At 74.9% G+C, this 26,325-nt stretch carries 20 protein-coding genes; 14 read left to right on the top strand and 6 right to left on the bottom strand.

Features of this window, described 5'->3' with window-relative positions:
• Window positions 1-432 precede the first annotated feature (432 nt).
• Window positions 433-1,572 (bottom strand): sigma factor-like helix-turn-helix DNA-binding protein, encoded by a 1,140-nt coding sequence (locus tag ACWDNY_RS05675; RefSeq protein ID WP_451644431.1) that lies wholly within the window; start codon window positions 1,570-1,572, stop codon window positions 433-435.
• A 96-nt stretch (window positions 1,573-1,668) separates the two neighbouring features.
• Here ACWDNY_RS05675 and ACWDNY_RS05680 point away from each other — a divergent pair, with 96 nt between their 5' ends.
• Window positions 1,669-3,975 (top strand): cell division protein PerM, encoded by a 2,307-nt coding sequence (locus ACWDNY_RS05680; RefSeq protein WP_451644432.1) that lies wholly within the window; start codon window positions 1,669-1,671, stop codon window positions 3,973-3,975.
• 125 nt (window positions 3,976-4,100) lie between these two features.
• On the opposite strand, the gene ACWDNY_RS05685 is transcribed toward ACWDNY_RS05680, so the two are convergent.
• Window positions 4,101-4,934, bottom strand: a complete 834-nt coding sequence (locus tag ACWDNY_RS05685; protein ID WP_451644433.1) for a hypothetical protein — start codon at window positions 4,932-4,934, stop codon at window positions 4,101-4,103.
• Between the two features lie 288 nt (window positions 4,935-5,222).
• On the opposite strand from ACWDNY_RS05685, the gene purN reads away from it, so the two are divergent.
• Both purN and purH read left to right on the top strand, forming a co-directional pair.
• Complete coding sequence (gene purN, locus ACWDNY_RS05690; RefSeq protein ID WP_451644434.1) at window positions 5,223-5,852, top strand: phosphoribosylglycinamide formyltransferase; 630 nt, start codon at window positions 5,223-5,225, stop codon at window positions 5,850-5,852.
• Window positions 5,849-7,438 carry a bifunctional phosphoribosylaminoimidazolecarboxamide formyltransferase/IMP cyclohydrolase gene (purH, locus tag ACWDNY_RS05695; RefSeq protein ID WP_451644435.1) on the top strand — a complete coding sequence of 530 codons (1,590 nt, stop codon included), beginning with the start codon at window positions 5,849-5,851 and terminating at the stop codon, window positions 7,436-7,438. The genes purN and purH overlap by 4 nt, the downstream gene beginning before the upstream one ends.
• An 84-nt stretch (window positions 7,439-7,522) precedes the next feature.
• Here the strand turns inward: purH and ACWDNY_RS05700 are convergent, their stop codons facing one another.
• The 4 genes from ACWDNY_RS05700 to ACWDNY_RS05715 all read right to left on the bottom strand — a co-directional run bounded on the left by ACWDNY_RS05700 (window position 7,523) and on the right by ACWDNY_RS05715 (window position 11,247).
• Window positions 7,523-8,023 (bottom strand): hypothetical protein, encoded by a 501-nt coding sequence (locus tag ACWDNY_RS05700; RefSeq protein WP_451644436.1) that lies wholly within the window; start codon window positions 8,021-8,023, stop codon window positions 7,523-7,525.
• A gap of 131 nt (window positions 8,024-8,154) precedes the next feature.
• Entirely contained in the window at window positions 8,155-9,825 is a 1,671-nt protein-coding gene (locus tag ACWDNY_RS05705) for a serine/threonine protein kinase (protein ID WP_451644437.1), read from the bottom strand.
• A complete protein-coding gene (locus tag ACWDNY_RS05710) occupies window positions 9,822-10,568 on the bottom strand; it encodes an FHA domain-containing protein (RefSeq protein ID WP_451644438.1) in 747 nt (248 codons plus the stop codon). Before ACWDNY_RS05710 ends, ACWDNY_RS05705 begins: the two co-directional genes overlap by 4 nt.
• 115 nt (window positions 10,569-10,683) lie before the next feature.
• The gene (locus tag ACWDNY_RS05715; RefSeq protein ID WP_451644439.1) at window positions 10,684-11,247 is read right to left on the bottom strand and encodes a hypothetical protein; all 564 of its coding nucleotides are present in this window, start codon (window positions 11,245-11,247) and stop codon (window positions 10,684-10,686) included.
• Window positions 11,248-11,503: 256 nt separating this feature from the next.
• Here ACWDNY_RS05715 and ACWDNY_RS05720 point away from each other — a divergent pair, with 256 nt between their 5' ends.
• The 11 genes from ACWDNY_RS05720 (at window position 11,504) to ACWDNY_RS05770 (ending at window position 26,325) form a co-directional block, all read left to right on the top strand.
• Complete coding sequence (locus ACWDNY_RS05720) at window positions 11,504-12,358, top strand: bifunctional methylenetetrahydrofolate dehydrogenase/methenyltetrahydrofolate cyclohydrolase (protein WP_451644440.1); 855 nt, start codon at window positions 11,504-11,506, stop codon at window positions 12,356-12,358.
• A complete protein-coding gene (locus ACWDNY_RS05725; RefSeq protein ID WP_451644441.1) occupies window positions 12,348-12,848 on the top strand; it encodes a DUF3017 domain-containing protein in 501 nt (166 codons plus the stop codon). Before ACWDNY_RS05720 ends, ACWDNY_RS05725 begins: the two co-directional genes overlap by 11 nt.
• Window positions 12,849-13,452: 604 nt before the next feature.
• Entirely contained in the window at window positions 13,453-14,685 is a 1,233-nt protein-coding gene (locus tag ACWDNY_RS05730) for a DUF2690 domain-containing protein (protein ID WP_451644442.1), read from the top strand.
• A 766-nt stretch (window positions 14,686-15,451) separates the two neighbouring features.
• Window positions 15,452-16,441 carry a malate dehydrogenase gene (locus ACWDNY_RS05735; RefSeq protein WP_451644443.1) on the top strand — a complete coding sequence of 330 codons (990 nt, stop codon included), beginning with the start codon at window positions 15,452-15,454 and terminating at the stop codon, window positions 16,439-16,441.
• A gap of 233 nt (window positions 16,442-16,674) precedes the next feature.
• Entirely contained in the window at window positions 16,675-18,423 is a 1,749-nt protein-coding gene (locus ACWDNY_RS05740) for a hypothetical protein (protein WP_451644444.1), read from the top strand.
• Window positions 18,410-18,757: a hypothetical protein gene (locus ACWDNY_RS05745; protein WP_451644445.1), complete on the top strand. Its 348-nt coding sequence runs from the start codon at window positions 18,410-18,412 to the stop codon at window positions 18,755-18,757. Before ACWDNY_RS05740 ends, ACWDNY_RS05745 begins: the two co-directional genes overlap by 14 nt.
• A 51-nt stretch (window positions 18,758-18,808) precedes the next feature.
• On the top strand, window positions 18,809-19,936 hold the full coding sequence (locus ACWDNY_RS05750; RefSeq protein ID WP_451644446.1) for a hypothetical protein: 1,128 nt from the start codon (window positions 18,809-18,811) through the stop codon (window positions 19,934-19,936).
• A 185-nt stretch (window positions 19,937-20,121) separates the two neighbouring features.
• Window positions 20,122-21,648 (top strand): aldehyde dehydrogenase family protein, encoded by a 1,527-nt coding sequence (locus ACWDNY_RS05755; protein WP_451644447.1) that lies wholly within the window; start codon window positions 20,122-20,124, stop codon window positions 21,646-21,648.
• A gap of 104 nt (window positions 21,649-21,752) precedes the next feature.
• Entirely contained in the window at window positions 21,753-23,282 is a 1,530-nt protein-coding gene (locus tag ACWDNY_RS05760) for a GMC family oxidoreductase (RefSeq protein ID WP_451644448.1), read from the top strand.
• Window positions 23,282-24,376 carry a quaternary amine ABC transporter ATP-binding protein gene (locus ACWDNY_RS05765; protein WP_451644449.1) on the top strand — a complete coding sequence of 365 codons (1,095 nt, stop codon included), beginning with the start codon at window positions 23,282-23,284 and terminating at the stop codon, window positions 24,374-24,376. Before ACWDNY_RS05760 ends, ACWDNY_RS05765 begins: the two co-directional genes overlap by 1 nt.
• Entirely contained in the window at window positions 24,376-26,325 is a 1,950-nt protein-coding gene (locus ACWDNY_RS05770; protein ID WP_451644450.1) for an ABC transporter permease subunit, read from the top strand. The genes ACWDNY_RS05765 and ACWDNY_RS05770 overlap by 1 nt, the downstream gene beginning before the upstream one ends.

The raw sequence follows: 26,325 nt of genomic DNA on the forward strand, positions 1-26,325 counted from the left end.
GGAAGCCAGCTACGGCTACGCCGAGATCGTGATCCCCACCTTGTCCGCAGTAGCCGCCGAGCGCGAGAACCCCGGTGCCGGCCGACCTCACACGCGCGGCCCGGCTCCACGCGCCGATGCCCGCGGCCTCTCCGGCAGCACGCGCCGATGCCCGCGGCCTCCCCGGCTGCAGGCGTCGGTGCCGCTGGCCTTCCTGGCCCCACGCCCCGACGCCGGTGGCCTCAGGCGTCAAGGCGGTCGGTTACAAGGCCCCAGGCGGTGAGGCGGTGAGGCGGCGAGCGGCGAGGCGGCCCGTCTGCCCGGCCCCGGCGGCGAAGCGGCCGGTCACCGGGCCTCAGGCGGCGAAGCGGCCGGCCTCCCCGGCCCAGGCGTCGAAGCGGCCGGTCGCCGGGCCGCAGGCGCGGGTGCCGGCGGGCGCCCCGGCCGCACGCGTCACCGGGCCTCCGGCATCACGCGCGCCGGTCCGCCCGCCGTGTCCCGCGCCGTCAGCTTCGCCCGCAGCCGGGTCTGCGCCGGCGACAGGGGCCCCAGGGCGGCCCGCGGCGGCACCCCGCGCACCGTGCGCCCCGGAGACACCGGTGTCTCGTAGTGCGTCGGAGCCGTCCGCAACGTCAGGGCCGTCGCCCCGACGACGGTGACCGTGAAGGCGATGGCGGCCCGCACCCAGAAGCGGGTCCGGCGTTCGCCGGCCGTCCGCACGACCGGGGGCCGGTCCGCCCGGAACTGGTCCCCGGAGGCCAGCCGGACCAGCCGCCGGTGCAGCTCCGCCGGGTCGGACAGCTCCGGCAGGCACGCGGCGACGGCCTCGCGTGCGTGCATCAGCCGGTTCGCCGTCGCGGGTGTGCTCGCCTCACTCTCAGCCGCCGTCTCGGGCAGGTCGAGGCCGACGCCGTCGTAGAGGACCAGGGCGCGGCGGTACGACGGCGGCAGGTCGAGCAGGGCGCGCAGCAGCGCCCGGTCCGCTGGGTCCGCGGGCGGCGGTTCGGCGGCAGCGGCGGCGCGGGAGGGCGGGCGCAGACGGTGCCAGGGGGAGAGGGCGCAGTCGTACGCCGTCGCCCGTACCCAGCCCGCCGGGTCCGGATCCCGGGCCACCTCCGGCCAGCGCTGCCAGGCCAGCTGGAAGGCCCGCTCCACGGCGTCCCGCGCCCGGTCCCGACGGCCGGTCAGCAGGTAGGCCTGCCGGACGAGGGCGGGCGCGCAGAAGGCGTACAGGGCGTCGAAGGCCTGAGCGGGCGTCATGACGGGCCCGGCGGAGGGATCGGCCGAGGCGGGCGCACCTGAGGCATCGGCGGAGGCGGCCGCACCGTGTGACGCGCCGGTCCCCCGACGGGCCGTCACACCGACCGAGCGCCCGTTTTCCTGACGCTCCGCATCGACGAGTGCGGCGAGCAGGTCCGCGTACGCCTTCCGCTCCCGGCCACGCGCCGGGGAGCGGCCGGCCTCCCAGGCGCGCACGGTCTCGAGGGCTACACCGATCTGCGAGGCGACCTGATGCTGGGTCAAGGAGGCCGCCTGACGCAGACGTCGGCATTCCGCGGGCGGCGGCAACGGTTGCGCAGGACTCCGGTTCACGATGCGCCCCTTCGCGCGATAAAGAACATAAACGTATGTTGTGCGACACAGCGGCAGTTCGCCTGTTACGAGAGGAAAGCGGGTGGTGTTGGGAGCATGGCGGTCGTGATCCAGACGACCGCGCGACGTCCGCCGCTGCCACCCCTGCGTATCCGGGTGCGGGACCGATCGCCCGGGCTGGGCGCCGGCCTCCTGGGCGGCGCGGTCGCGGCGGGGCTCGGACTGGGCTCGTTCGCCGTGCTGGTCATCGCGCTGTGGATCAGCTCGCCGTACCCGGACAGCGGGCCGGGCGGCGCGCTGCACGTCGCTGCCGCACTGTGGCTGCTGGCACACGGGGCCGAACTCCTGCGCGCCGACACGCTGTCCGGTGTGCCCGCCCCCGTGGGCGTCACACCGCTGCTGCTCCTCGTGGTGCCGGTACTGCTCGTGCACCGCGCGGCGCGGGACGCGACCGACGCGGGCGACGGCGGGCCGCTCGTCCCCGCGCGGACCGCCTGGGTGGGCGTGGTGCTCGGCTACCTCGCCGTCGGCGGCGCGGCCACGGTCTACGCGGCGGGCGGTGCGCTGCGGCCCTCGTACGTCTGGACGGTGATCTGCGTGCCGCTGGTCGCCACGGTGGCGGCGGCCAGCGGGGTGTGGACGGCGTACGGCTGCCCGCGTGCCCCGGTGGAGAGGGCACTCGGCGGGCTCCCGGCGGGCGTCCGGCGTCTTCTGCTCGCTCGCGGCGCCCGCGCGCGGCTCGGCGGTGCCGCGCGGGCGGCGGCGGCCGGGACGGTGGTGTTCGGCGGTGGCGGGACGTTGCTGTTCGGGATGTCGCTGGTGGGGCATGGCGCGGCCGTGCAGCGGGCCTTCGTGCACCTCTCGGAGGGGTGGTCGGGCCGCTTCGCCGTCGTGGTGCTGTGCCTCGTCCTGCTTCCGAACGCGGCGGTGTGGGCGGTCGCGTACGCCGCCGGCCCCGGCTTCCTGCTCGGCGCCGGTCATGTGGCCGGCCCGCTGTCGTCCGCGCCGGCTCCGCTGCTGCCGCCGTTTCCGCTGCTGGCCGCGGTGCCGGGCGCCGGGCCCGGCACGCTGGTGCACTGGGTGGCCGCGGTGCCGGTGGCGGCCGGGCTGACGATCGGGTGGTTCGTCGCGGGGGCGGCCGTGGCGGAGGGACGGGGAACGGCAGCCGGCGCGGGCGGCCGTACGGACAGGAGTGCCGCCGCGGCCGGTGCCCGGGGCGCGGTCGCCGGACGGGGCGCGGGTGCGGGCCGGGCGTCGGACAGGCCGGGCCGGGGGACCGGGGAACCGGAAGGGCCGGAAGGGGGAGAAGCCGAGGTGTGGTCGTGGGGGCGGACGGTGGGCGGCGCCGGGCTGGCCTGTGTGCTGTGCGCCCTGGTCCTGGCCGTGCTCGCGACGCTGGCGGGCGGCCCGCTGGGCAACGCCGCCCTGGCGCGCTTCGGGCCGGTGGGCTGGCAGGTGGGACCTGCCGTGCTGGCGTGGACGGTGCCCGCGGCCGTGCCCACGTCGCTGGTGGCACGGGCGTGGCGCCGCCGCGGCGGTCGCGTCACGCGGGAGCCGCGGGCCGGGACACCGCGGACGGCCTGCGCCGGTGCCCGGCCGGGCGCCGACGGAGGCCGGGACCAGGCTGCCGCGCCGTCGACGCGGGGCCGGCTCACCCGGGGCGGGACGCGCGCGCCGCGACCGCCGGAGCCGGCGTCGGCCTCCGGGCACGACGAGGACTCCGTGCTGGAGGCGTACGACGTCCTGCCCCTCGACGACCCGTCGGGCGGTGACGGCTCCCTCTGGCACGACGACGTGACCCGCGCGGCCCGCTGGGCGGCGCTGAGGGAGGCCGCGAAGGACTTCCCCGGCCTCGCCGGGACGACGCAGGCGGCGGAGGGCGGCCCTGCCGGACCCGGCGAGGCGGCGGGCGCGGCGAAGGGAACGCCGGCGGGGGAGGAGACGGAGGAGGCGGCGGCGCTCCGGCTCGGCGACCCGGGGCGGGACAGCGAGCACGCCGAGGCCGACGGGACCGGGCACGCCACGCGATCCCCACAGGTCCCGGAGGCCACGCATGCCGCGCCGGCGACCGGGGCCGGGGCGGCCGCCCGGCTCCCCGGGCCGACCGAGGCCACCGTCGCCCGGGGATCCGCGACGGCCGGTGGACCCAGCGCGCCCGAGGTGCCCGCGGAGAACGCGGAGAACGCGGAGGACGCGGCACCGGACGCACCCGGGAGGCCGACGCCCGCGAAGAACACCGCGCAGGTCGAGACGTCCGCGGCGGTCGACGGATCAGCGGCGGTGGAAGACCCCTCGGCGGCCCGGAGCGCCGCGCCTCCGAGCGACCGGCCGGCCCCACCCCGGCCGGCACACGTTCCCGATCCGCCGCCCGCCTCCGGCCCGACCGGCCTGCCCCACCGGTGAGGTCGTCACCGGCCAGGACCGGAGGACGTCACCGGCAAGGACCGGAGGACGTCACCGGGGAGGCCCGGAGGACACCGGGATGCCGCCGGCCACCTGCCCGAGCCGAAGGCGAAGGTGTGACCGTCTCAGCCGCTCACGCCCAGCACGCCCCGCAGTTCCTTCGGCAGGTGCTGGTCGCAGGACTGTCTGGCCTCGTTCGTCAGGGCGTCCTTCACACACGAGTAGTAGTCGCTGTACACCAGCTGCGCCGTGAAGCTCACGGCGACCAGGGCCAGGGCCAGGGACGCGGTGACCAGACCGCTGATTGCCGCCGTCGTCTGCGGCCGGCCCTCGGGGGCGGGAGCGGGGGCCGCGGCGTGCGGGTCGGGGGTGCGCGGCTTGGCGCGCAGGGCGCTGACGCCCCAGTACAGAGCCGGCGCGCCCAGCAGCAGAGCCACGTACGGCCAGCTGAAGAGCGCGAAGAAGAAGGCCCACATGCCGCACAGCAGGGCGTAGCGCGCCCTGCGCTGGGCGGGGTCGGTGGGGTCCCAGCGCAGGCCGGGGCCTTTGCCCTGCCCCTGGGGGCCGCCGGGCCCCTCGGGTCCGCCGCCGGGCGGCTGCGGGCGGTCGCCGAAGCCGCCCGGTGAGCGGCCGGGCTGCCGGTCGCTCCACTGGCTGCCCCAGTGCGAGTCGCCCCGGTCACCGGAGTCGCCGTCGGGGGACTGGTCGCCGCCCGACGGGTGCCGCGGCTGCCAGGGGCGGTCGGGCGTGCCCTCCGGCGGCGGCGCGAAGGGGTTGTCGTCCTGTCCCGCGTCGCCCTGCCCGGCGCCGTTCTTCCCGGCGCCGTTCTTCCCGTCCTTCCCGCCCGAGGGCGCGTCCGGGGGCGAGGTGGGGCGCTCCCGCAGCAGTACGGCGCCGCGTACCCCTCCCGGCGTCGGCTGCGGGGGGAGCGTGAGGAGTCGCGGGCTGCGGTCCGGCATCAAGTGAGCGTCTTCCCCTTGGTGAGTCACGACTGATCTTGAGCGTCCCCGAAGCGCTCGGGAGCCCGGGACTCGGGTACGCACCCGGTGAACGCACGGTGCGCGGAGCGCGTTCCCGTACGGGCTCACCTCAGACGCTACCTTCCGGCCGCGCCCCCGTCCCGTGGGGGCCGCATGGTGTGCCGGTATCGTTGCTGGCGGTCGGCCGCTTCGTAGGCTTCCCCGTATCCGGGGGCGCGAAGCATTCGTACGACCGTACAAACAGCTCCCCCGAGAAAGGGCCCCGCCGTGGCCGCCAAGACCGTGGCCAAACGCCTCGTCGTGCTGGTCTCCGGATCCGGCACCAATCTGCAGGCGCTCCTCGACGCGATCGCCGAGGCCGGCGTCGAGGCCTACGGCGCGCGGATCGTCGCCGTGGGCGCCGACCGCGACGGCATCGAGGGGCTGGCACGCGCCGAGCGCGCCGGGGTGCCGACCTTCGTGCGGAGGGTCAAGGACTACGGCACGCGCGAGGAGTGGGACGCGGCGCTCGCCGAGGCCGTCGCCGCCCACGAGCCCGACCTCGTCGTGTCCGCCGGGTTCATGAGGATCGTGGGGAAGGAGTTCCTCGCGCGGTTCGGCGGGCGCTTCGTCAACACCCATCCCGCCCTGCTGCCCAGTTTTCCCGGGGCCCACGGCGTGCGGGACGCGCTGGCGTACGGCGCCAGGGTCACCGGCTGCACCGTCCACTTCGTCGACGACGGCGTCGACACCGGGCCGATCATCGCGCAGGGCGTGGTGGAGGTCCGGGACGAGGACGACGAGAGCGCGCTGCACGAGCGCATCAAGGAAGTCGAGCGAAGGCTGCTCGTCGAGGTCGTGGGGCGGCTCGCCCGCAACGGCTATCGCATCGAGGGACGAAAGGTAGTTATCCAGTGACCGCCGAGAGCAACAAGCGGCCCATCCGGCGCGCGCTCGTCAGCGTCTACGACAAGACCGGCCTGGAGGAGCTGGCGCGCGGGCTGCACGAGGCCGGCGTCGAGCTCGTCTCCACCGGGTCCACGGCCGCGAGGATCACCGCGGCCGGCGTCCCCGTCACCAAGGTCGAGGAGCTCACCGGCTTCCCCGAGTGCCTGGACGGCCGCGTCAAGACCCTGCACCCCAAGGTCCACGCCGGCATCCTCGCCGACCTGCGCCTGGAGGACCACCGCAGGCAGCTGGCCGAGCTGGGCGTGGAGCCGTTCGACCTCGTCGTCGTCAACCTGTACCCGTTCCGCGAGACCGTGGCCTCCGGTGCCTCGCCCGACGAGTGCGTCGAGCAGATCGACATCGGCGGCCCGTCGATGGTCCGCGCCGCAGCCAAGAACCACCCCTCGGTGGCGGTCGTCACCAGCCCGGCCCGGTACCCCGACGTCCTCTCCGCGGTGCGGGAGGGCGGCTTCGACCTCGCCACCCGCAGGCGGCTCGCCGCCGAGGCGTTCCAGCACACGGCCTCCTACGACGTCGCCGTCGCCTCCTGGTTCGCCGGCTCCTACGCCCCCGTCGACGACTCGGGGTTCCCCGACTTCCTCGGCGCCACCTGGCAGCGCGCGCACACCCTGCGCTACGGCGAGAACCCGCACCAGCCCGCCGCGCTCTACGTCGACACCGCCTCCGTGGGCGGTTCCGCTGGGGCCCGCGGCGGCCTCGCCCAGGCGGAGCAGCTGCACGGCAAGGAGATGTCGTACAACAACTACACGGACACGGACGCCGCCCGTCGTGCCGCCTACGACCACGCCGAGCCCTGCGTCGCGATCATCAAGCACGCCAACCCCTGCGGCATCGCGATCGGCGCGGACGTCGCCGAGGCGCACCGCAAGGCGCACGCCTGCGACCCGCTGTCCGCGTTCGGCGGTGTGATCGCCGTGAACCGGCCGGTCAGCAGGGAGATGGCCGAGCAGGTCGCGGAGATCTTCACCGAGGTCATCGTCGCGCCCGGCTATGAGGAGGGCGCCCTGGAGGCCCTCACCAAGAAGAAGAACATCCGCGTGCTGCGCGCCCCCGAGGCGCCGGCCGCCCCCGTCGAGATCAAGCCCGTCGACGGTGGCGCGCTGCTGCAGGTGACCGACCGGCTCCAGGCCGAGGGCGACGACCCGGCCCACTGGACCCTCGCCACCGGCGAGGCGCTGGACGCCGCCGGGCTGGAGCAGCTGGCCTTCGCCTGGAGGGCGTGCCGGGCGGTGAAGTCCAACGCGATCCTGCTCGCCAAGGACGGCGCCTCGGTCGGCGTGGGCATGGGACAGGTCAACCGCGTCGACTCCGCGAAGCTGGCCGTGGAGCGGGCCGGCGCCGAGCGTGCCCGGGGCGCGTTCGCCGCCTCCGACGCCTTCTTCCCGTTCCCCGACGGGCTGGAGATCCTGACCGGGGCCGGTGTGCGGGCCGTGGTCCAGCCGGGCGGCTCCGTCCGCGACGAACTCGTCGTGGAGGCCGCGCGCAAGGCGGGCGTCACGATGTACTTCACCGGCACCCGCCACTTCTTCCACTGAGTCGGCCGGACAGGCCGGCGAGCGACGGGCCGCGGTCTCCGGCACCTCCCCGGGGGGAGGGCCGAAGACCGCGGCCCGGTCGCGTCAGCAGGGGCGCACGGACCAGATCGGGTCCCAGGTGGCCCGGCCTGCCTGGTAGGCGGTGGACGTCCAGCGGACGCTGCCGTCCTTGTTGTAGAAGCGGGCGACCGTGCCCGGCGTCTGGTTGTTGACGAAGTCGCCGTCGCCGTACCAGTTGGAGACGGCCCACGTCTGGCACTTGTAGAACGTGAAGACGGTGCCGCGGACGTTGACGCACAGGTAGCCGTAGGCGCAGTCCAGGGCCGCGGCCTTGGCCCGGCCGGCCTGACCGGCCGGGTAGACCGTCACGTCGAGGCCGTCGTAGTGGACCTTGCCGGCGGCGACCTGGCGGCCACCGGGCTGCGCGGCGAGCACGGCGTCGACGCGCTGCTGGACCCCGGCCGGCGCCGCGACGGCGGTCCGGGTGGGCGGGACGTTCCCGGCCGTCTGGGCCGCGGCGGCCGAGACGGTGGAGCCGGCGAGCAGGGCGGTGGCCGCGACGAGCAGCGCGGCGGGCCTCTTCATCTTCACTTTTCCCCCATGTGTGATCGAGCACCGGTGTGGTGCGTCGTACCGTCCGGCGGAGCACCGCCGGAGCGGAGTGGGACCACCGTGCCAGGGACTCCGGGGCGGGGGGTACCTCGGAGGTCTCAGGGTCACTTACCGCCGGGCGGGGTGTACTCCTCCAGGTAGTGGGCGATGCGGTCGGCGTAGCCGCGGTACCTCGGGGGGACCCCGCCCGCGCCGTTCACCTTCGCGTACGACGTCCGGTAGGCCACGGCGATCAGCACCCGGCGGTCGCCCGGCAGGCCGGAGTCGAGCCGGGGCGCGATCCAGCACAGGTAGCGGCCCATGGCCGGGATCGACTCGGCGGGAGGGAACGGCGGCTGGGGGACGCTCTCCGCGGGCGTGCCGTCGGCGTGCATCCACCAGCGGAGCACGCTCGGGGTCCAGCGGGCGATGCCGTACTCGTCGTTGGCGGGATCGGCGAGGTCCGGGTCGAAGCCGCTCTCCACCTTCAGCATCGCCGCGATCAGGGACGCGGTGACGTCCGGCTGCCGGCAGTCGTGCGCGGTCTGCACGATCAGCAGCCGGTAGGCGGCCGGCACGCCCCTGTCCGTCCGCAGTTCCGAGGCGCCGTACGCGGCGGAGACCCGGACGGACCCGGCGTGGGACGCGATGGCCGAGGGGCGGCCGGAGTCGCCCGCGCGGTCCCCCCAGACGCTGACGCCGTAGCCGAGGGCGGCGACGGCGGCGGTGGCGGCCGCCGCGCCGAGCACCCTCCCCGCCCGGCGTCCGCGCGGCTCACCCTCCCGCCGGGGCCGTCCGGCATGCGGGCGGCGCGCGAGGCCCCGCAACCGGGGGCCGCCGGGCGAGCGGTCGGAGCCCGCCGCGGCCTCGACACGGCGCAGCAGGGCCTCGGTGCCGACGCGGTCGTCGTGCGTGCGGGCCAGGCAGTCCCGCACGATGTCCCGCCAGGCGTCCGGCAGATCGGGGGACAGGCGCAGGTCGTCCAGGCCCCGGGCGTAGGCGACGGCCGCGTCCCGGCGGGCGCCCGGCGTGCCGCCGGGCAGGGGGAGGGAGCCGGTGAGGACGAGGTGGGCGAGGACGCCGAAGGCCCACACGTCGGCGGACGGGCGGGTGCGGCGGCCGTGTTCGCCGATCTCGCACCACAGCAGCTCGGGCGGGGTGTAGTCGGGCGTGGAGAAGGCGGGGGTGTAGGCGTGCGTGCCGTCCAGCTCGGCGGCCATGTTGAAGTCGGCGAGCCGCGCCGAACCGTCCCGCATCAGCAGCACGTTGGCCGGCTTGAGGTCACCGTGCACCCAGCCCGCGCGGTGGAGCTGGGCGAGGCCCTCGCAGATCTGGGCGAGCAGCACGGGCCCGGCGGCGGGCCGCGGGGCGGCGGTCAGCAGGGCGGCCAGCGAGCCCTCCGCCTTCTCCAGCACCAGGACGGTGGCGCCGTCCAGGCCGGGATGCCCGGGGTCGTCGACGGTCAGGGTCTCGTACATGCGGATCAGCCGCGGACGCCTGAGCCGGCGATGCAACGCGACTTCCCGCTCGACGAGTTCGCGCAGGTGGTTCAGCTGGCGCGGGGTCCCGGTGCCGGTGGGCAGGAACTTCAGGGCGGCCGTGCGCGGCAGCGCGCCGGTGCCGTCGCCGCGCCCCGCCTCCGGCACGCCGGTGCCGGCCGCCGACGTCCCCTCGGGGCCGCCGGTGCGCCGGGCCTCGTACACGCTGCCGAAGGCGCCCGTCGCGAGGGGGCGCCGCACCTCCCAGACGCCGACCCGGTAGCCGCGCGGCACCGGCACGGCGTACGGCTCGGTCACCGGTCCACCCGGCTCGGCGGGGGCGCCAGCACGACCAGGTCGTCCTCGCGGACCAGGTCGAAACGCAGCGCCAGGGAGACCAGTGACTCCTTCTTGCCGTTGAGGCGGCCGCCGGTGCCGGCGGTGTCCGGGCCGGGCTTCAGACGGAGTTTCACCGCCAGGTAGTCGATGTTCCACTGCACCGACGTGCGGGACGCGGCCGGCCAGGTGGGACGCAGCCGCTCGACGACCTGGTCCACCGTCGGCAGCGGCGCGTGCGGGGCGCCGCGCAGCCGGGGTTCGCACAGGGCGGCGAGTACCGCGAAGTAGCGCTTGGTGCGGTCCACCGAGAACGCGGGCGCGGTGGTCCCGCCGTCTGTCCCGCCCGCGCCGTGCAGGTAGTCGTGACGGGGCGCCCAGACCTCCAGCGCCAGGAGGTCCCCGGCGGCGGGCAGCACGATCCGCGAGAACTCGAAGGGGACGGGTGCGTCCAGCCGTCCGGGCGGGACCTTGACGTGCTCGCCCGCGCCCTCGGGGTTCTCCACGACGTACGTCTGGCGCGCGGAGAGGTTGCTCAGTATCCAGAAGGCGCCGTAGGCGGCGATCTCACCGGCCCGGCGGGAGACCCCGTCGTGCGGGATCACCAGGTCGTTGCCGGGTGCGGACCGCCCGAAGGCGAGCCGCTCGCCGGGCGCGAGCCGGACCTGCGGGCCGCGGTGCTCGTCCTCCGTGGTCGGCGGAGGTACCACGATGATGCTGTACAAGGTGCGTCTCCCCGTGCCTGACGGCTGCGGAATTCAGACTAGGGCGACGCACCAGGGCCGTGTCGCCTCTTGTACGGGGTGAGACACGGCCCTTGGGGTGAATGGCGTGAAGTGGTCAGTAGCGGGGGCGGTTGAACCAGGCCGCGCCGTTCGAGCCACCGACGAAGCAGGCGATCAGGATGGCGAGCACCGTGTGCACCAGACCCACCAGGACGAACGGGTAGATGCCGAGGATCGCGGTGATGATGGCGAAGACCATCGTCGTCACGCGCACGCCGTTGCCGCCGGTGCTGAACTTCGCCGCCAGCACGCCGCCGAAGACGCCCCAGGCCAGCGCGAAGACGACGATGGCCCACAGCAGGCCGGTGGAGTAGTCCGCGAGCTGCTGGAAGGCGGCGTCGTCCTTGAGGGTGTTGTCGTTCCTGGCGGTGTGGAGGCCCACGGCGGCGAAGGCGAACAGCGCCACGCCGACGACCTGAAGGGCGACGATCACCCACAGCATGACGCGGGACGCGCTGACGTTGCCGGGCATCGTCTGCGGGACCGGGGCGCCGTAGTGCTGCTGCACCGGCGGGGCCTGCGGGTAGCCGTAGCCAGGCCCCTGACCCTGCGGGTGGCCGTAACCCTGCTGCTGCTCCTGCGGCGCGCCGTAGGGGTTGTTCGGGTCACCGAAACTCATGGTGGTCCTTCCTCCGTTCTGTGCGGGACGACGCGCGCGGCACCGCGCGGAGGAGAGAGCTACAGATGCGGTCCGTCCCCCCGATGAGCTGCCCGCGACACTGCGACCTTCATCGTTCTCGACCGGACTTGAGCTGTCCAGCCGGAATGCGTGGGTGTTGTGCAAGTGCAACATCGCCGATCATGACCGGATGTGTGCAGGACGGGATCGGGGCCCGGATTGGAACCGCGGCCCGGTCATCCGCGAGGATGGGACCATGACCGCCCAGATTCTCGATGGCAAGGCCGCCGCAGCCGCGATCAAGACCGATCTGACCGCCCGGGTGGCGGCGCTGAAGGAGAAGGGCGTCACGCCCGGCCTCGGCACGATCCTGGTCGGGGACGACCCCGGCAGCCAGAAATACGTCGCCGGCAAGCACCGCGACTGCGCGCAGGTCGGTATCGCCTCCATCCAGCGCAAGCTGCCCGCCACGGCGACGCAGGAGGAGATCGAGGCGGTCGTCCGCGAGCTGAACGAGGACCCGGCCTGCACCGGCTACATCGTCCAGCTGCCGCTGCCCAGAGGCATCGACGAGAACCGCATCCTCGAGCTGATGGACCCCGGCAAGGACGCCGACGGCCTGCACCCGATGAACCTCGGCCGTCTCGTCCTGAACGAGCCCGCCCCGCTGCCCTGCACCCCCAACGGCGTGCTGACCCTGCTGCGCCGCCACGGCGTGGAGATCAAGGGCGCGGAGGTCGTGGTCGTCGGCCGCGGTGTCACCATCGGCCGCCCGATGCCCCTGCTGCTGACCCGGCGCAGCGAGAACGCCACGGTGACCCAGTGCCACACCGGCACCCGTGACCTGTCCGCCCACCTGAGGCGCGCCGACATCATCGTCGCCGCGGCCGGCTCCCCGCACCTCATCCGCGCCGAGGACGTCAAGCCCGGCGCCGCCGTCCTCGACGTCGGTGTCTCCCGCAACGCCGAGGGCAAGGTCGTGGGCGACGTGCACCCGGACGTCGCCGAGGTGGCCGGCTGGCTGTCCCCCAACCCCGGCGGGGTCGGCCCCATGACGCGGGCCCAGCTGCTGGTCAACGTGGTCGAGGCGGCGGAGCGCAGTGTCGGCTGACGCAGAGGGCACCCCGCGCGGGGCGGACGCCGCGGACGCGGAGCCGGAGATCGAGGTGCGGGACCCGGTCAGCGCGCCCGACGCCGAGGGCAGGCCCCGGCGGGTCACGCGCCGCTTCCCGCTGTTCACCAGGGACACCGCGCCCCCCGAGGGCGGCGGCCGGGCCGCTCCCCGCGACGCCCCGGCCCCCGCGCGGCAGTGGCCGATACTCGCGGTGCTGTCCGTGGTCGGGCTCGGTCTGCTGATCGCCGCGTTCGACGCGTTCCGGATCGGGACGATGCTGATCGGCGTCGGGCTGATCGGCGGCGCCGTGCTGCGCTGGCTGCTGCCGGGCGTCGGCATGCTCGCCGTCCGCTCCCGCTTCACGGACATCGTCACGTACGGCGTGCTCGGCGCCGCCATCGTCCTGCTGGCGATGATGGCCCAGCCCAGGCCGTGGCTGGAGATCCCCATCCTGAACGACGCCTTGCACTTCACGGTCCGGGGATAGGGATTCCGCCCGGACGGTCCGGGCGGCCCGGACGGGCACGGACCGCCCCGTCCGGCCTGACCCGGACGAGGGCCCCGAGGCCCTCGCGGCGCCTGCGGTGCCGGCCCGTCCCCTCCCCCGAGCAGGGGCTCCGAACAGAAGGGGAGTCCGATCAGCGCGCGGCGTCCGGTGCGTGCCGGACGTCGCGCGCCGGGCGCCCGTTCTGTTCGGGGCTCCAAGGACGGGCCGGCGCCACGACCCACCCTCCGGCACAGGGAACGGGCTGTTCAACGGCTGTCCGCGCGCTGTGGCACGGAAGTGACCGTTCCGCCACGGTGTCCGTCTTCCGCCACAGTGGCACCGGCCGGTGCGGCGCGCTGCGTTGAAGCCTCCGGAGGGCGGGCCGGTACGGGGGGAAGTCGGTGAAGCCGCGGGAGTTCGGGCCGTCGGCCGCGACGGTGCGCGCGCACGGCACGCGTTCCGGTCGGCGTGCTCCCGTGCGCCCCCACGCCGGGAAACTGGGACCCTGTGCGGAGGCATCCCCGTGGACAGGGGGAGCGGGGACCCGGCCAGGGCACCGCGCGCGGCGAACCGTTGGCACCAACAGGGGGAAGAGGGGGAAGCAATGCCTCGCTGGAAGGCTTTGCCCGACGAACTCGATCCGCAGGTCCGGGAGTTCACCGACCGGCTGCGGCGGCTCGTGGACCACGGCGGTCTCAGTGTCGAAGCGCTCGCGGACCGCACGGGTTACAGCACGACGGCCTGGGAGCGCTATCTCAACGGCCGGTTCCTCGCGCCCAAGGGAGCGATCATCGCGCTCGCCGAGGTCACCGGGACCAGTCCCGTCCACCTCACCGGGATGTGGGAGCTGGCGGAACGGGCCTGGAGCCGCTCGGAGACGGGCGACGACCCGGCCATGGACGCCCCGCGCACCACCCGGGCAGGCGCCGCGCCCGGGGGGAGAGCGGAACCGCCCCCGAGGCACACCGGGGACACCGCGGGCGGCGGAGGCGATGGGGCCGTCCGCTCCGGCGGCAGAACCACGGTGACCCCCGCGATCGGGAGCGCCGCCGGTACCGTGCCGGCCGTGCCGGCGCAGCCGACGGCCTTCGACGCCGACGTACGCGACGGGGTCCCACGGCGGGCGCCCTCCGGCTCCGGCGCCTCGCCGGGGGCCTGGCGGAGCGCGGCCGGGCACCGCGGTGCGCCCCGCGCGGGCGCGGCCGCCCAGGCCGCGGGAGCGCCGTCCGGCGGCTCCGGACGGACAGCCCAAGTCCCGGGCCCGCACGCCGGACCGGCCGGCACCCCGCGCCCCGCCGGCCCCGGCGGTGACGGTGGCCGTGACGGCGACGACGGCCACGCCAGGGCCACCCGGCAGCTGACGACGTCCGTCGCGGGCGTGGCCGGTGCGCTCCTCCTCATCGGGGCCGTCCTCTGGTTCACCGACGGCGCCGGGGACTCGAGGACTCACGTCGCGGCCGGGCCGCCGGCCCCCGCCGCGAGCACCCGTCCGGCCCTGCCCGCCGGCGTCGGGTGCGGCGGGGTGGGCTGCACCGGCAAGGACGCCGAGGCCATGGGGTGCAGCGGCGACCTGGTGACCACGGACCGCAGTGCGACCGTCGGCACGGCGGTCGTCGAGGTCCGCTACAGCAGGACCTGCGGCGCCGCCTGGGGCCGCGTCACCCAGGGCGCCCCGGGCGACCGGGTCCGGGTCGAGGCCGGCACCCTGGAGGAGACCGGCACCATCACGGCCGCCGGTGGCACGACCGCGTACACACCGATGGTCGCGGTGCGGGACGCCGGGCAGGCGAGGGCGTGCGTGACACTGGCGTCCGGGCGGACGGGGTGCACGACGTAGACCGGGGTGCACTACGCAGGCACGGCGAGACGGGGGGCGCGGGCATGCGCGGCGCCTGCGCGCGGTCGGCAGGGGCGCGGTCCTTCCCGGCGGACCGGCCCGCCCCGGCCCCCGCTCGCGGCGCGGGCGCGTGGTCCGTCCCGGCCGACCGGCCCGGCCCGGCGCCGGCACCCGGCGACCGTCCGTGCGGGCGGCTGCTGGTGGGAGTGGTCGTTCTCCGGAGTGCGGGTCGACCGCACGCATGGCTGGTCCCCCCGCGGGCAGCCGGCCGTCCCGGCTCGGACGGCCGGCACGTCCCGCCGCGCGCGGTCCGTCCCGGCCGGCAGCCAGGGGCTCCGGTGGCGGCGCCCGGTGGCCGTCCGTGCGGCCGGTCGCTGGTGCGAGCGGGCGTTCGCCGGGCAGCCGGCCGGTGCCACGCATGACTCGTCCTCACCCGGGCAACCGAACTGCAACCCCACGGGACTCCGGTGCTCCGGGAACCCCTCGGCGGCCGTCCTCGTCCTCCCCCTCCCGGACGGGCGGCCGCCTTCCGACCGGCTCCGGCCGGTCCGCGGCGCCGGTCACTCTGTGGGACGGGCCACACGCAGCCCGCCCGTCCCGCATCCCGCGGGCGCGATAGCCTGACCGCTGGATCTCTTGACGCCAAGAGATCGATCATCCGTACCCGTGATCGATCATCGCGGCGGGCGCCGGTCACGAGCCGGCGGCGGGATCCCGCACCCCGGGGCAGGGACGCCCCACCGCCAGCTGTCATACGGAGAACGCCATGACCCGCACTCCCGTGAACGTCACCGTCACCGGCGCGGCCGGCCAGATCGGTTACGCCCTGCTCTTCCGCATCGCCTCCGGCCAGCTGCTCGGCGCGGACGTGCCGGTCAAGCTGCGTCTGCTGGAGATCACCCCGGCGCTGAAGGCCGCCGAGGGCACGGCCATGGAGCTGGACGACTGCGCGTTCCCGCTCCTGCGGGGCATCGACATCACCGACGACCCGAACGTCGCGTTCGACGGTGCCAACGTCGCCCTCCTCGTGGGCGCCCGCCCGCGCACGAAGGGCATGGAGCGCGGTGACCTCCTGGAGGCCAACGGCGGCATCTTCAAGCCGCAGGGCAAGGCGATCAACGACCACGCCGCGGACGACATCCGGGTCCTCGTCGTGGGCAACCCGGCCAACACCAACGCGCTCATCGCGCAGGCCGCCGCCCCCGACGTGCCGGCCGAGCGCTTCACCGCGATGACCCGCCTGGACCACAACCGCGCGCTGACCCAGCTCGCCAAGAAGACGGGCTCGACGGTCGCCGACATCAAGCGCCTGACCATCTGGGGCAACCACTCCGCCACGCAGTACCCGGACATCTTCCACGCCACGGTCGCCGGCAAGAACGCCGCCGAGATCGTGAACGACGAGAAGTGGCTGGCCGAGGACTTCATCCCGACCGTCGCCAAGCGCGGCGCCGCCATCATCGAGGCCCGCGGTGCCTCGTCGGCCGCCTCCGCCGCCAACGCCGCGATCGACCACGTCCACACCTGGGTGAACGGCACCGCCGAGGGTGACTGGACGTCCATGGGCATCCCGTCGGACGGCTCCTACGGCGTCCCCGAGGGCCTCATCTCCTCCTTCCCGGTCACCTGCAAGGACGGCAAGTACGAGATCGTCCAGGGCCTGGACATCAACGACTTCTCCCGCTCCCGCATCGACGCCTCCGTCAAGGAGCTCGAGGAGGAGCGCGAGGCGGTCCGCGGCCTCGGCCTCATCTGACCCCACCGGGCACCGGCCGCCCGGGCGGTCCGCCGCCCGTCGTGACCCCGCGCAGGCCCCGCTCCGGTCCCACCGGAGCGGGGCCTGCGGTGTTGACGTTCCGCTTTCCCCGCCACCCGCGTCCCTCTATGCTGATGCGTCATCAACTCCCCGTCCCGGCGTCCTCGGTGTCCTGGCCGTCTTCGGCGTCCTGGGCGTCCTCGGGGTTCTTTCACACGCATCGGGGGATTCGCGTGAGCACCGCGTACGTGCCGCAGCAACCGCAGGCCGCAGCCACCGCGGCACCACTGGACCTGCCCGCCACACCGCCGCACGCCAGTGAGGCCACCCGGCTGCTGTGCGCGGGCACGTACTCGGATTCCGGTTACCGCGACCGGGTCATCGAGGAACTGCACCTCAACGAGCAGCGGTTCGTGGCCCCCTCACTCGGGCTCGACGCGGCGCGGGTCCTCGCGCACGCGTTGCGGGCCCGGCGGCGGGAACTGCTGTGGGCCGGTCTGATCCTGGGGCTGTGGGTGGTGGGCGCGGCCCTGACCGGCGGATGGCTGGCCTTGTTCGTGGTGCCCAGCCTGTACCTCGCCTTCGCGGCGTGGATCCGGGGCCGGGAGGAGCGGCCGCCCCTGTACCGCCGGGTCCCCGCCTTCCTGGTCCGCTGGTGGGGCCGGATCATGTTCCTGTACCTGCTGTTCGCCACGCTGACCTCCGCGTTCGGCGGCTCCGACGGCGACTCGCACTCCTACGGCGCCGACCCCTACGGCTACGGCGAGCCGAGCGCGAACGACGTGCTCCTCCCGGGCTCCGGGCTGGGTGACTTGATCAAGCCCTGGCAGGCCTGGGCCACCATCGCGCTGTTCGCGCTGCTCGCGGTGTGCGTGGCCGCCCAGCGGAACCAGTTCGCCCGGGCGCTGGCGGCCGAGCTGTCCCCGCAGCGCTTCCCGGACGCCGCGGGCGACCCCGCCGAGCGCGGCGAGGGCGCGCGGTTCCAGCGGCTGAAGGACCGGATCAGGGCCGAGCAGCACGCACCGCTGATCATGTACCACGAGCTGCGCCCGTTCTGCGGGGCCGGTGACGCCCACGACACCTGGGTGCTCCCCGTCGAGCTCAAGCCGGACCCTCTGCGCAAGGAGCAGCTGCCGATCAGCAACCGGGCGGTCCTGGAGAAGATCCGGCCCCTGCTGGAGCAGCTGAGGCTGCCCTCCGAGTACGCCGGTTACACCGTCCGCGACCGGCTGCGGCGGCTGGAGATCGACGAGTGCGTGTTCCTGCCGGCCGAGGGCCTGCTGCGGCGCGTCGACGCCCCGTACGACCGGGCGGCGTTCGAGGAGCACCGGGCGCGCGCGGTCGAGGAGGGCGGCGAGAAGCGGCGCCACTTCCTGCGCATCCGTGTCGGCGGCTGGGAGGAGGAGCTGGTCGTCACCGTCTTCGTGCGCATCCACACGCAGGGCCGCATGCTGATGCTGGAGGTCGCCCCGCACGTGCTGCTGCCGGTGCGGGAGGACTTCAAGGAGACCGACCGCACCGCGCACCGCTTCCGGCACAACAACCTGCTGGGCAAGGCGGCCTGGGCCGTGCCGCTGGTGCCCTCCTCGGCGGCCCGTTCCCTGGTCGCCCTGGGCAAGGGGCTGTGGTACGGGTGGCGCCTGCTGACCGGCGGCTACGCGAACGCGCTGCCGGACGGGCCGGCCGTGTCGGTCCGGGAGCTGGGCTCGGCGTCCTCCCGCTCGCTGTTCCAGGGCATGGACATCGAGCGCTACCTGAGGAGCATCCAGGACCGCGTGGCGAACGGCGTGCGGGCGGCACTGTCCGAGTCCGGCTACCAGACCGGCGAGTTCGTGCAGCAGATCAACAACATCAGCAACGGCGGCGTGCACATCAGCCACGTGGAGGGCAGCAGCATCGCCCTGGGTGAGCACGCCTCGGCCTCGACGACCATGGGCGGCTCCGTGCCGCAGAAGGGATCCGGCCCCGATGACCACGGATGAGCCGTCCGTCAACATCAGCAACGTCTCGCACAGCAGCCTCGCCATCGGCAAGGGGGCGCGGTCCGAGAACCGCTACGCCGCCCCGCGCGACGAGTCCGCCGAGGCGCTGCTGCGGGCGGTGCGCGAGCTGCGCGCCGACCTGGCCCGCCTGAACGCCAGCGACGAGACCCGGGCGCTGGACGAGGCGCTGGCCGACACCGAGGGCGAGATCACCCGCACCGGAACGGCGGGCGACACCAGGCGGCAGCGGCTGCGCGAGGTGCTGACGGACGCCCAGTCGGTGCTGAACCTGTTCGCGTCGGCCGGAGCCGTGGCCGGTCTGCTGGGGCTGTGAGACGGACTCGGCGACAGCGCTGAGCCGGGGTTGGTGAAAGGGGAGGGCGCCGTGGCCGACGGGGGCGGACGGTTCTGGAACGAGGAGACCCAGCGCTGGGAGGACGGCGCGCGGAGCGCACCGCAGGTGACGGCGCCGCCGCCCGCGCGGCCGGGGCACGCGCCGGCCGCGCCGCCCGGCGCCGTCGGCGACCCGGACGCGGTGACGGGCACGAACGCGGCGACGGGCACGGATGTGCCGGCTCCGCGGTGGCCGCCGTCCGGCGAGGACGTGCCCCCGGCGGTCCCACCGTCCGCGCCGGCCTCCGGCGGCTTCGCTCCCGCCGCCCTGCCGCCCCTTCCGGCCGAGGGCACGTGGCCCCCTGCGGGTGCGCCGTCCGTGCCGGCCGAGGGCACGTGGCCCCCGACCGCCCCGTCGTCCCACCCGGCCGACACCTGGCCCCCGGCGGTGCCGCCGTCCGCCCCGGCGCAGACCGAGGGGCACAGCCGCCGGACGCTGGTGGCGGTGATCGCCGCGGCCGCCGCGGTCGGGGTGGCCGTCAGCCTGGTGGTGACGCTCGGTTTCGGCGGCACCTCCGACGACCGCGAGGGCCCCGCCACGGCGGGCGGCACGTCCACGACCGCCCGGCAGGCGCCCACCACGAACGGCGAGTCCCCCGCCCCCACGCCGTCCCCGTCCACGTCGGCCGCGGAGCCGCCGGCCGGGTCCACGGTGTACGACGACCCGGCGGGCTTCCGCATCGCCCTGCCCGAGGGCTGGCAGCAGGAGCGGACGACCGTCGGCGCCCAGTACGGCATGGACATCGTCAACTACCGCGACGCCACCGGCACCCGGCGGCTGCAGGTGTACGAGGTGGCGGAGCCCACGCCGGACGAGTCGTTCCGCCTGTACCTGTCCGACGAGGTGCCGAAACCCGAGGGGTTCCGGCAGCTCTCCCTGCAGAACCTGGACAGCGCCGACTTCACCGGCTCGCGGCTGGAGTACCTCGCCACGGCCCTGAAGGGCGAGCCGGACATCGGCACCTGGCACGTCGTCGACGAGCGCTTCCAGGCCGCCGACGGCAAGCTCTACGCGATCGCCTCCTACGGCCCGGACGACGACGGCCGGGACGACGAGCGGCAGGTCGTCGACACGGCGCTGAACTGGTTCTGCCCGGCCGGCGCCCCCTGCTCGGAGTGAGGGGCGCCCGGCCGGCCTCTTTGCCGCCCTTCGTCCCCTGCCTTCCGTGAGCCGTGCCACTTCCGGCTCCCCGGGCGCATGGGACGCGCCGAGGAGGGCAGGTGCCCGAATCCCTGGGGCCCACTCCCGGGCCGGCACCCGGGCAGACCGCGGTGACGGAGCAGGAACGGAAGGCAAAACCGGTCATGGCGGACAGTACGAAACTCAGGGGGCGCGACTCGATCCACGCGGGAGGGGAGTGGCGGGAAGCGGCGTCCGGCGCCACGCGCGACGTCCTCGACCCGGCGGACGCGACCCCGTTCGCCGTGGTCGCCGAGGGCGACGAGAAGGACGCCGACCTGGCGGTGGAGGCCGCCCGGCAGGCGTTCGACGGTGGTGCGGGCGCCTGGCCGCGCACGCCCGTCGCCGAGCGCGCGGCCCTGCTGCACCGGGTCGCCGACCTCCTGGTGCGCGACCGTGAGCGGCTCGGTCTGCTGGAGAGCCGGGACGCGGGCAAGACCGTCGAGGAGGGCCGCGTCGACGTCGACTGCGTCGCCGACGCCTTCCGCTACTTCGCCGGCCTGGTGGCCGCCGAGGCGCCCGGCCGGGTCGTGGACGCCGGCTCGCCCGACATCCACAGCGTCGTCGTGCACGAGCCCGTCGGCGTCTGCGCGCTGATCACCCCCTGGAACTACCCGCTGCTCCAGGCGAGCTGGAAGATCGCGCCCGCCCTCGCGGCCGGCAACACCTTCGTCGTCAAGCCGAGCGAGATCACCCCGCTGACGACCGTCGCCCTGATCGACCTGCTCGTCGAGGCCGGTCTGCCGGCGGGCGTCGCCAACATCGTCACCGGCCCCGGCCACACGGTCGGCGCCCGGCTCGCCGAGCACCCCGACGTCGACCTCGTCTCCTTCACCGGTGGCCTGGCCAGCGGCACCAAGGTGGCGCAGGCGGCCGCGCCGGGAGTGAAGAAGGTCGCCCTCGAACTCGGCGGCAAGAATCCCAACGTCGTGTTCGCCGACGCCCTGGCCACCGACGAGGGCTTCGACACCGCCGTCGACCAGGCCCTCAACGCGGCCTTCATCCACAGCGGCCAGGTCTGCTCCGCCGGTGCCCGGCTCATCGTCGAGGAGCCGGTCCGGGACCGCTTCGTCGCCGAGCTGACCCGCCGCGCCGCGCGGATCCGCCTGGGCCGCGGCACCGAGGCCGGTGTCGAGTGCGGTCCGCTCGTCTCCGAGCAGCACCGCGCCAAGGTCGAGGCGTACGTCGCCTCCGCGCTCGCCGAGGGAGCCGTGCTGCGCACCGGCGGCAGGCGGCCCGAGCCGTCGCCCGAGCGGCCCGCCGCCGGCTACTTCTACGAGCCGACCGTCCTCGACCACTGCCACCGCGAGATGAAGGCCGTCCGCGAGGAGGTCTTCGGCCCGGTGCTCACCGTCGAGACGTTCCGCACCGAGGACGAGGCGGTCGCGCTCGCCAACGACACCGAGTACGGCCTCGCGGGTGGCGTGTGGACCGCCGACGCCGGCCGCGCCCGGCGTGTCGCCGGCCGGCTGCGCCACGGCACCGTCTGGATCAACGACTTCCACCCCTACCTGCCGCAGGCGGAGTGGGGCGGCTTCGGAAAGAGCGGCGTCGGCCGCGAACTGGGCCCGGCCGGGCTCGCCGAGTACCGCGAGAGCAAACACGTCTACCAGAACCTCGCGCCCGCGCCGGTGCGGTGGTTCGCGGGCTGAGCCGGCCACCCGTCCGGCTGCCCGCGGCCGCCCGCCGTCACGGCCTCGTCCCGCTCCTCCGCCAGAGTCCTCCCGACTCCCGACCCCCGGAGTACCAACCCCCCATGCCCGACAAACTCCACGTGTACGACTACGTCGTGATCGGCGGCGGCACCGCAGGCTCCGTCATCGCCTCCCGTCTGACGGAGAACCCGGACGTCACCGTCGCCGTGATCGAGGGCGGCCCCAGCGACGTCGGCCGTGAGGACGTGCTCACCCTGCGCCGCTGGATGGGCCTGCTCGGCGGCGAGCTGGACTACGACTACCCGACCACCGAGCAGCCGCGCGGCAACTCGCACATCCGGCACAGCCGGGCCCGGGTCCTCGGCGGCTGCTCCTCCCACAACACCCTCATCGCCTTCAAGCCGCTGCCGTCCGACTGGGACGAGTGGGAGGCCGCCGGCGCCGAGGGCTGGGGCGCGGTCCCGATGGAGGCGTACTACGCCCGGCTGAGGAACAACATCGTCCCGGTCGACGAGAAGGACCGGAACGCCATCGCCCGCGACTTCGTCGACGCGGCCCAGGAGGCGCTCGGCGTCCCGCGGATCGAGGGGTTCAACAAGAAACCGTTCACCGAGGGCGTCGGCTTCTTCGACCTCGCCTACCACCCGGAGGACAACAAGCGCTCCTCCGCGTCGGTGGCGTACCTGCACCCGGTGATGGACGAGCGGCCCAACCTGACCATCATGCTGGAGACCTGGGCGTACCGGCTCCGGCTCGACGGCACCCGCGCCGAGGGCGTGCACGTGCGCACCAAGGACGGCGAGGAACTCCTCGTCCGCGCCCGCCGCGAGGTCGTGCTGTGCGCCGGCGCGGTCGACTCGCCCCGTCTGCTGCTGCACTCCGGCATCGGACCGAAGGCGGACCTGGAGGCGCTCGGCATCCCCGTCGCGCACGACCTGCCCGGCGTCGGCGAGAACCTGCTCGACCACCCCGAGTCGGTCATCGTGTGGGAGACCGACGGCCCCATCCCGGAGAACTCCGCGATGGACTCCGACGCGGGCCTGTTCGTGCGCCGCGACCCAGGCCACCCGGGCCCGGACCTGATGTTCCACTTCTACCAGATCCCGTTCACCGACAATCCGGAGCGACTGGGCTACGAGCGGCCGGAGTTCGGCGTGTCGATGACCCCGAACATCCCCAAGCCGAAGAGCCGCGGCCGGCTGAGCCTCACCAGCGCCGACCCGTCCGTGAAGCCGGCCCTGGACTTCCGCTACTTCACCGACGAGGACGACTACGACGGCCGCACCCTCGTGGACGGCATCCGTATCGCCCGTGAGATCGCCAGGACCCAGCCGCTGGCCGGCTGGCTCAAGCGCGAGGTGTGCCCCGGCCCGGACGTCACCGGGGACGAGGAGCTGAGCGAGTACGCGCGCAGGGTCGCGCACACCGTGTACCACCCGGCGGGCACCTGCAGGATGGGCGCCGCCGACGACGAACTCGCGGTCGTCGATCCCGCGCTGCGCATCCGCGGCCTGGACGGCATCCGCATCGCCGACGCGTCCGTCTTCCCGACCATGACCGCCGTCAACCCGATGATCGGGGTGCTCATGGTCGGTGAGAAGGCCGCCGACCTGATCGGAGGTGAGAGCTGATGGCTCTCACGGTTCCCACTCGCAAGCCTCCCACCACCGCGGCCGACGACGACGCCCCCGTCTTCGCCGTCGACGGCCTGTGGAAGGTGTTCGGCCCCAAGCCGGACCGGATCCCCGCCGACCCCGAACTGGCCGGCCTGACCCCCGCCGAGCTGCGCGAACGCACCGGCTGCACCGCCGCGGTCCGCGACGTCGGCTTCGACGTGCGCAGGGGCGAGGTCTTCGTCGTCATGGGCCTGTCCGGTTCCGGCAAGTCGACGCTGGTGCGCTGCCTGACCCGGCTCGTCGAGCCGACGGCCGGCACCATCGCGATCGACGGCGAGGACGTCCGCGCCATGGACAGGGCCGCGCTGCGCTCCCTGCGCCGGCACCGCGCCGCCATGGTCTTCCAGCACTTCGGCCTGCTGCCGCACCGCACCGTCCTCGACAACGTCGCCTACGGCCTGGAGATCCAGGGCATGGGCCGGGCCGAACGCCGTGAGAAGGCGGCCCGGTTCGTCGCGAAGGTCGGTCTGGAGGGCATGGAGCAGCGCCGCCCGGGTCAGCTCTCCGGCGGCCAGCGGCAGCGCGTGGGCCTCGCCAGGGCGCTGGCCGTGGACCCCGAAGTGCTGCTGTTCGACGAGCCGTTCAGCGCGCTCGACCCGCTGATCCGGCGCGACATGCAGGAGGAGGTGGTCCGGCTGCACCGGGAGGAGGGCCGCACGATGGTCTTCATCACCCACGACCTGAGCGAGGCCCTCAAGCTGGGCGACCGCATCGCCCTCATGCGCGACGGCCGCATCGTCCAGCTCGGCACCCCCGAGGAGATCGTCGGCTCCCCGGCCGACGACTACGTCCGCGAGTTCGTCCGCGACGTGCCGCGCGAGCAGGTCATGACGGTGCGCAGCGCCATGCGCCCCCTCTCGTCCGCGGACCACACCGACACCGGTCCCGCCCTCGCCCCGGAGGCGACCGTGGCGGAGGCGATCGAGGCGGTGGCCCGCAGCGGCGAGGCCGCCCGGGTGGTGGACCAGGGACGCTGTCTGGGCGTCGTCGACCACGAGTGCCTTCTCGGCGTCGTGGCGGGAACGGAGCGGCCCGGGGAGACGGTCTGATGGCCGCGCTCACCGCCTTCGCCCCGCGCGCCGCGCTGCCCGGTCTCCTCCGCCGCCCCGCCGTGCGCAAACTGCTGGTCCTCGCCGTCCTCGCGGCGGTCCTGGTGCCGCCCGCGCACGCCCGCTGGGCGAGCGGGAGCTGGCCGCACGCGCTCACGGTCGACCTGTCCGGCCCGCTCGGCGACGCCAGCGACTGGATCGTCGACAACCGCGACAGCCACCCGCTGTTCCTGTACTTCTTCGGCCACATCAGCAACGCGGTGGTCGTCTCGGTCCGCGCCGTCTACCTCACCCTCCTCGCCGCCGGCTGGGCGGGCGTCACGGCCGGGGCCGCCCTGGTGGCCTGGCGTGCGGCGGGCGTCCGCCTCGCCCTCGGCACCGCCGCCGCGTTCCTCGCCTGCGGCCTGCTGGGCATGTGGGTGCCGACCATGCAGACGCTCGCCCTGATGGTGGTGGCGGTGCTCGCGTCCGTCGCCGTCGGCGCGCTGCTCGGACTCGCGGCCGGCCTGTCCGACCGCATGGACCGCGCGCTGCGTCCGGTGCTGGACACCATGCAGGTCCTCCCCGCGTTCGCGTACCTGCTGCCCGTCGTGCTGGTCTTCGGCATCGGCGTGCCCGCGGCCGTCCTCGCCACCGTCGTCTACGCCGCCCCGCCCATGGCCCGTCTGACGGCCCTGGGCCTGCGCGGCGCCGACCAGGAGGTGCTGGAGGCGGTCGACTCGCTCGGCGCCACCGCGCGCCAGCGCCTGCTGACCGCCCGCATCCCGCTGGCCCGCAGGGAACTCCTACTGGGCCTCAACCAGACGATCATGATGGCGCTGTCCATGGCGGTCATCGCCTCCGTGATCGGCGCCGGCGGCCTCGGCGACCGCGTCTACCAGGCGCTCGCGTCGGTCGACGTGGGCGCGGCCCTGGCGGCCGGCATCCCGATCGTGCTGCTGGCCGTCGTCCTGGACCGGGTCACGGCCGCCGCCGGGGAGCGCCTCGGGCACGAGGGCCCGGGCCACGCCCGCACCCGGTGGGCCGTCGCGGCCGGCGTCACGGTCGCCGTGGCCCTGGCCGCACGGGCGGTGGGCCTGCTCGACTGGCCCGAGGGCTCGACCGTGCCCATCGCCGAACCGGTCGACCGCGCCGTCGGCTGGATGACCGACCACCTCTACTCCGGCGTCCCCTACGTCGGCGGCACCGCCGACTGGGCGGGCCGCTTCACCACCTGGGTCCTGGACCCGGTGCGCGACGGCCTGCAGTGGCTGCCGTGGTGGTCCGTGCTGCTGATCGTCGCCGGCCTCGCCTGGCTGATCGGCACCTGGCGCACCACGCTGACCGCCACCCTCGCCATGGCCGCGACCGGCGTCCTCGGCGTGTGGAAGCCGTCCCTGGACACGCTCTCCCAGGTGCTCGCGGCCGTGGCCGTCACCCTCGTCGCCGGGGTCGCGGCCGGTGTCGCGGCCGCCCGCAGCGACCGCGTCGAACGGCTGCTGCGCCCGGTCCTCGACGTGTTCCAGACGATGCCGCAGTTCGTGTACCTGATCCCGGTCGTCGCGCTGTTCGGCGTGGGCCGCGCCCCCGCCGTCGCCGCGGCCGTCGTGTACGCGCTGCCCGCGGTCGTCCGCATCACCGCGCAGGGACTGCGCCAGGTCGACGCGGCGGCCATGGAGTCGGCCCGCTCGCTCGGCGCGACCAGCGGCCAGCAGCTCCGCCAGGTGCAGCTGCCGCTGGCCCGTCCGGCACTGCTGCTCGCGGTCAACCAGGGCGTGGTGCTCGTCCTCGCCGTCGTCATCATCGGGGGCCTGGTCGGCGGCGGCGCGCTCGGCTACGACGCCGTCTTCGGCCTCGCGCAGGGCGACCTGGCGACCGGTCTGGTGGCCGGCATCGCCATCGTCTGCCTCGGCCTGACGCTCGACCGGGTCACCCAGCCGACCGAACGCCGCGTGCGGAAGGGAGCATGA

It is taken from the genome of Streptomyces sp. NPDC003697 (genome assembly GCF_053587115.1).

Coding starts and splice junctions, on each gene's coding strand:
- ACWDNY_RS05765 (WP_451644449.1), top strand. CDS start 23,282: ATGGCTCTCACGGTTCCCACTCGCAAGCCTCCCACCACCGCGGCCGAC.
- ACWDNY_RS05760 (WP_451644448.1), top strand. CDS start 21,753: ATGCCCGACAAACTCCACGTGTACGACTACGTCGTGATCGGCGGCGGC.
- ACWDNY_RS05730 (WP_451644442.1), top strand. CDS start 13,453: ATGCCTCGCTGGAAGGCTTTGCCCGACGAACTCGATCCGCAGGTCCGG.
- ACWDNY_RS05755 (WP_451644447.1), top strand. CDS start 20,122: ATGGCGGACAGTACGAAACTCAGGGGGCGCGACTCGATCCACGCGGGA.
- ACWDNY_RS05745 (WP_451644445.1), top strand. CDS start 18,410: ATGACCACGGATGAGCCGTCCGTCAACATCAGCAACGTCTCGCACAGC.
- ACWDNY_RS05720 (WP_451644440.1), top strand. CDS start 11,504: ATGACCGCCCAGATTCTCGATGGCAAGGCCGCCGCAGCCGCGATCAAG.
- ACWDNY_RS05700 (WP_451644436.1), bottom strand. CDS start 8,023: ATGAAGAGGCCCGCCGCGCTGCTCGTCGCGGCCACCGCCCTGCTCGCC.
- ACWDNY_RS05715 (WP_451644439.1), bottom strand. CDS start 11,247: ATGAGTTTCGGTGACCCGAACAACCCCTACGGCGCGCCGCAGGAGCAG.
- ACWDNY_RS05685 (WP_451644433.1), bottom strand. CDS start 4,934: ATGCCGGACCGCAGCCCGCGACTCCTCACGCTCCCCCCGCAGCCGACG.
- ACWDNY_RS05680 (WP_451644432.1), top strand. CDS start 1,669: ATGGCGGTCGTGATCCAGACGACCGCGCGACGTCCGCCGCTGCCACCC.
- ACWDNY_RS05770 (WP_451644450.1), top strand. CDS start 24,376: ATGGCCGCGCTCACCGCCTTCGCCCCGCGCGCCGCGCTGCCCGGTCTC.
- ACWDNY_RS05735 (WP_451644443.1), top strand. CDS start 15,452: ATGACCCGCACTCCCGTGAACGTCACCGTCACCGGCGCGGCCGGCCAG.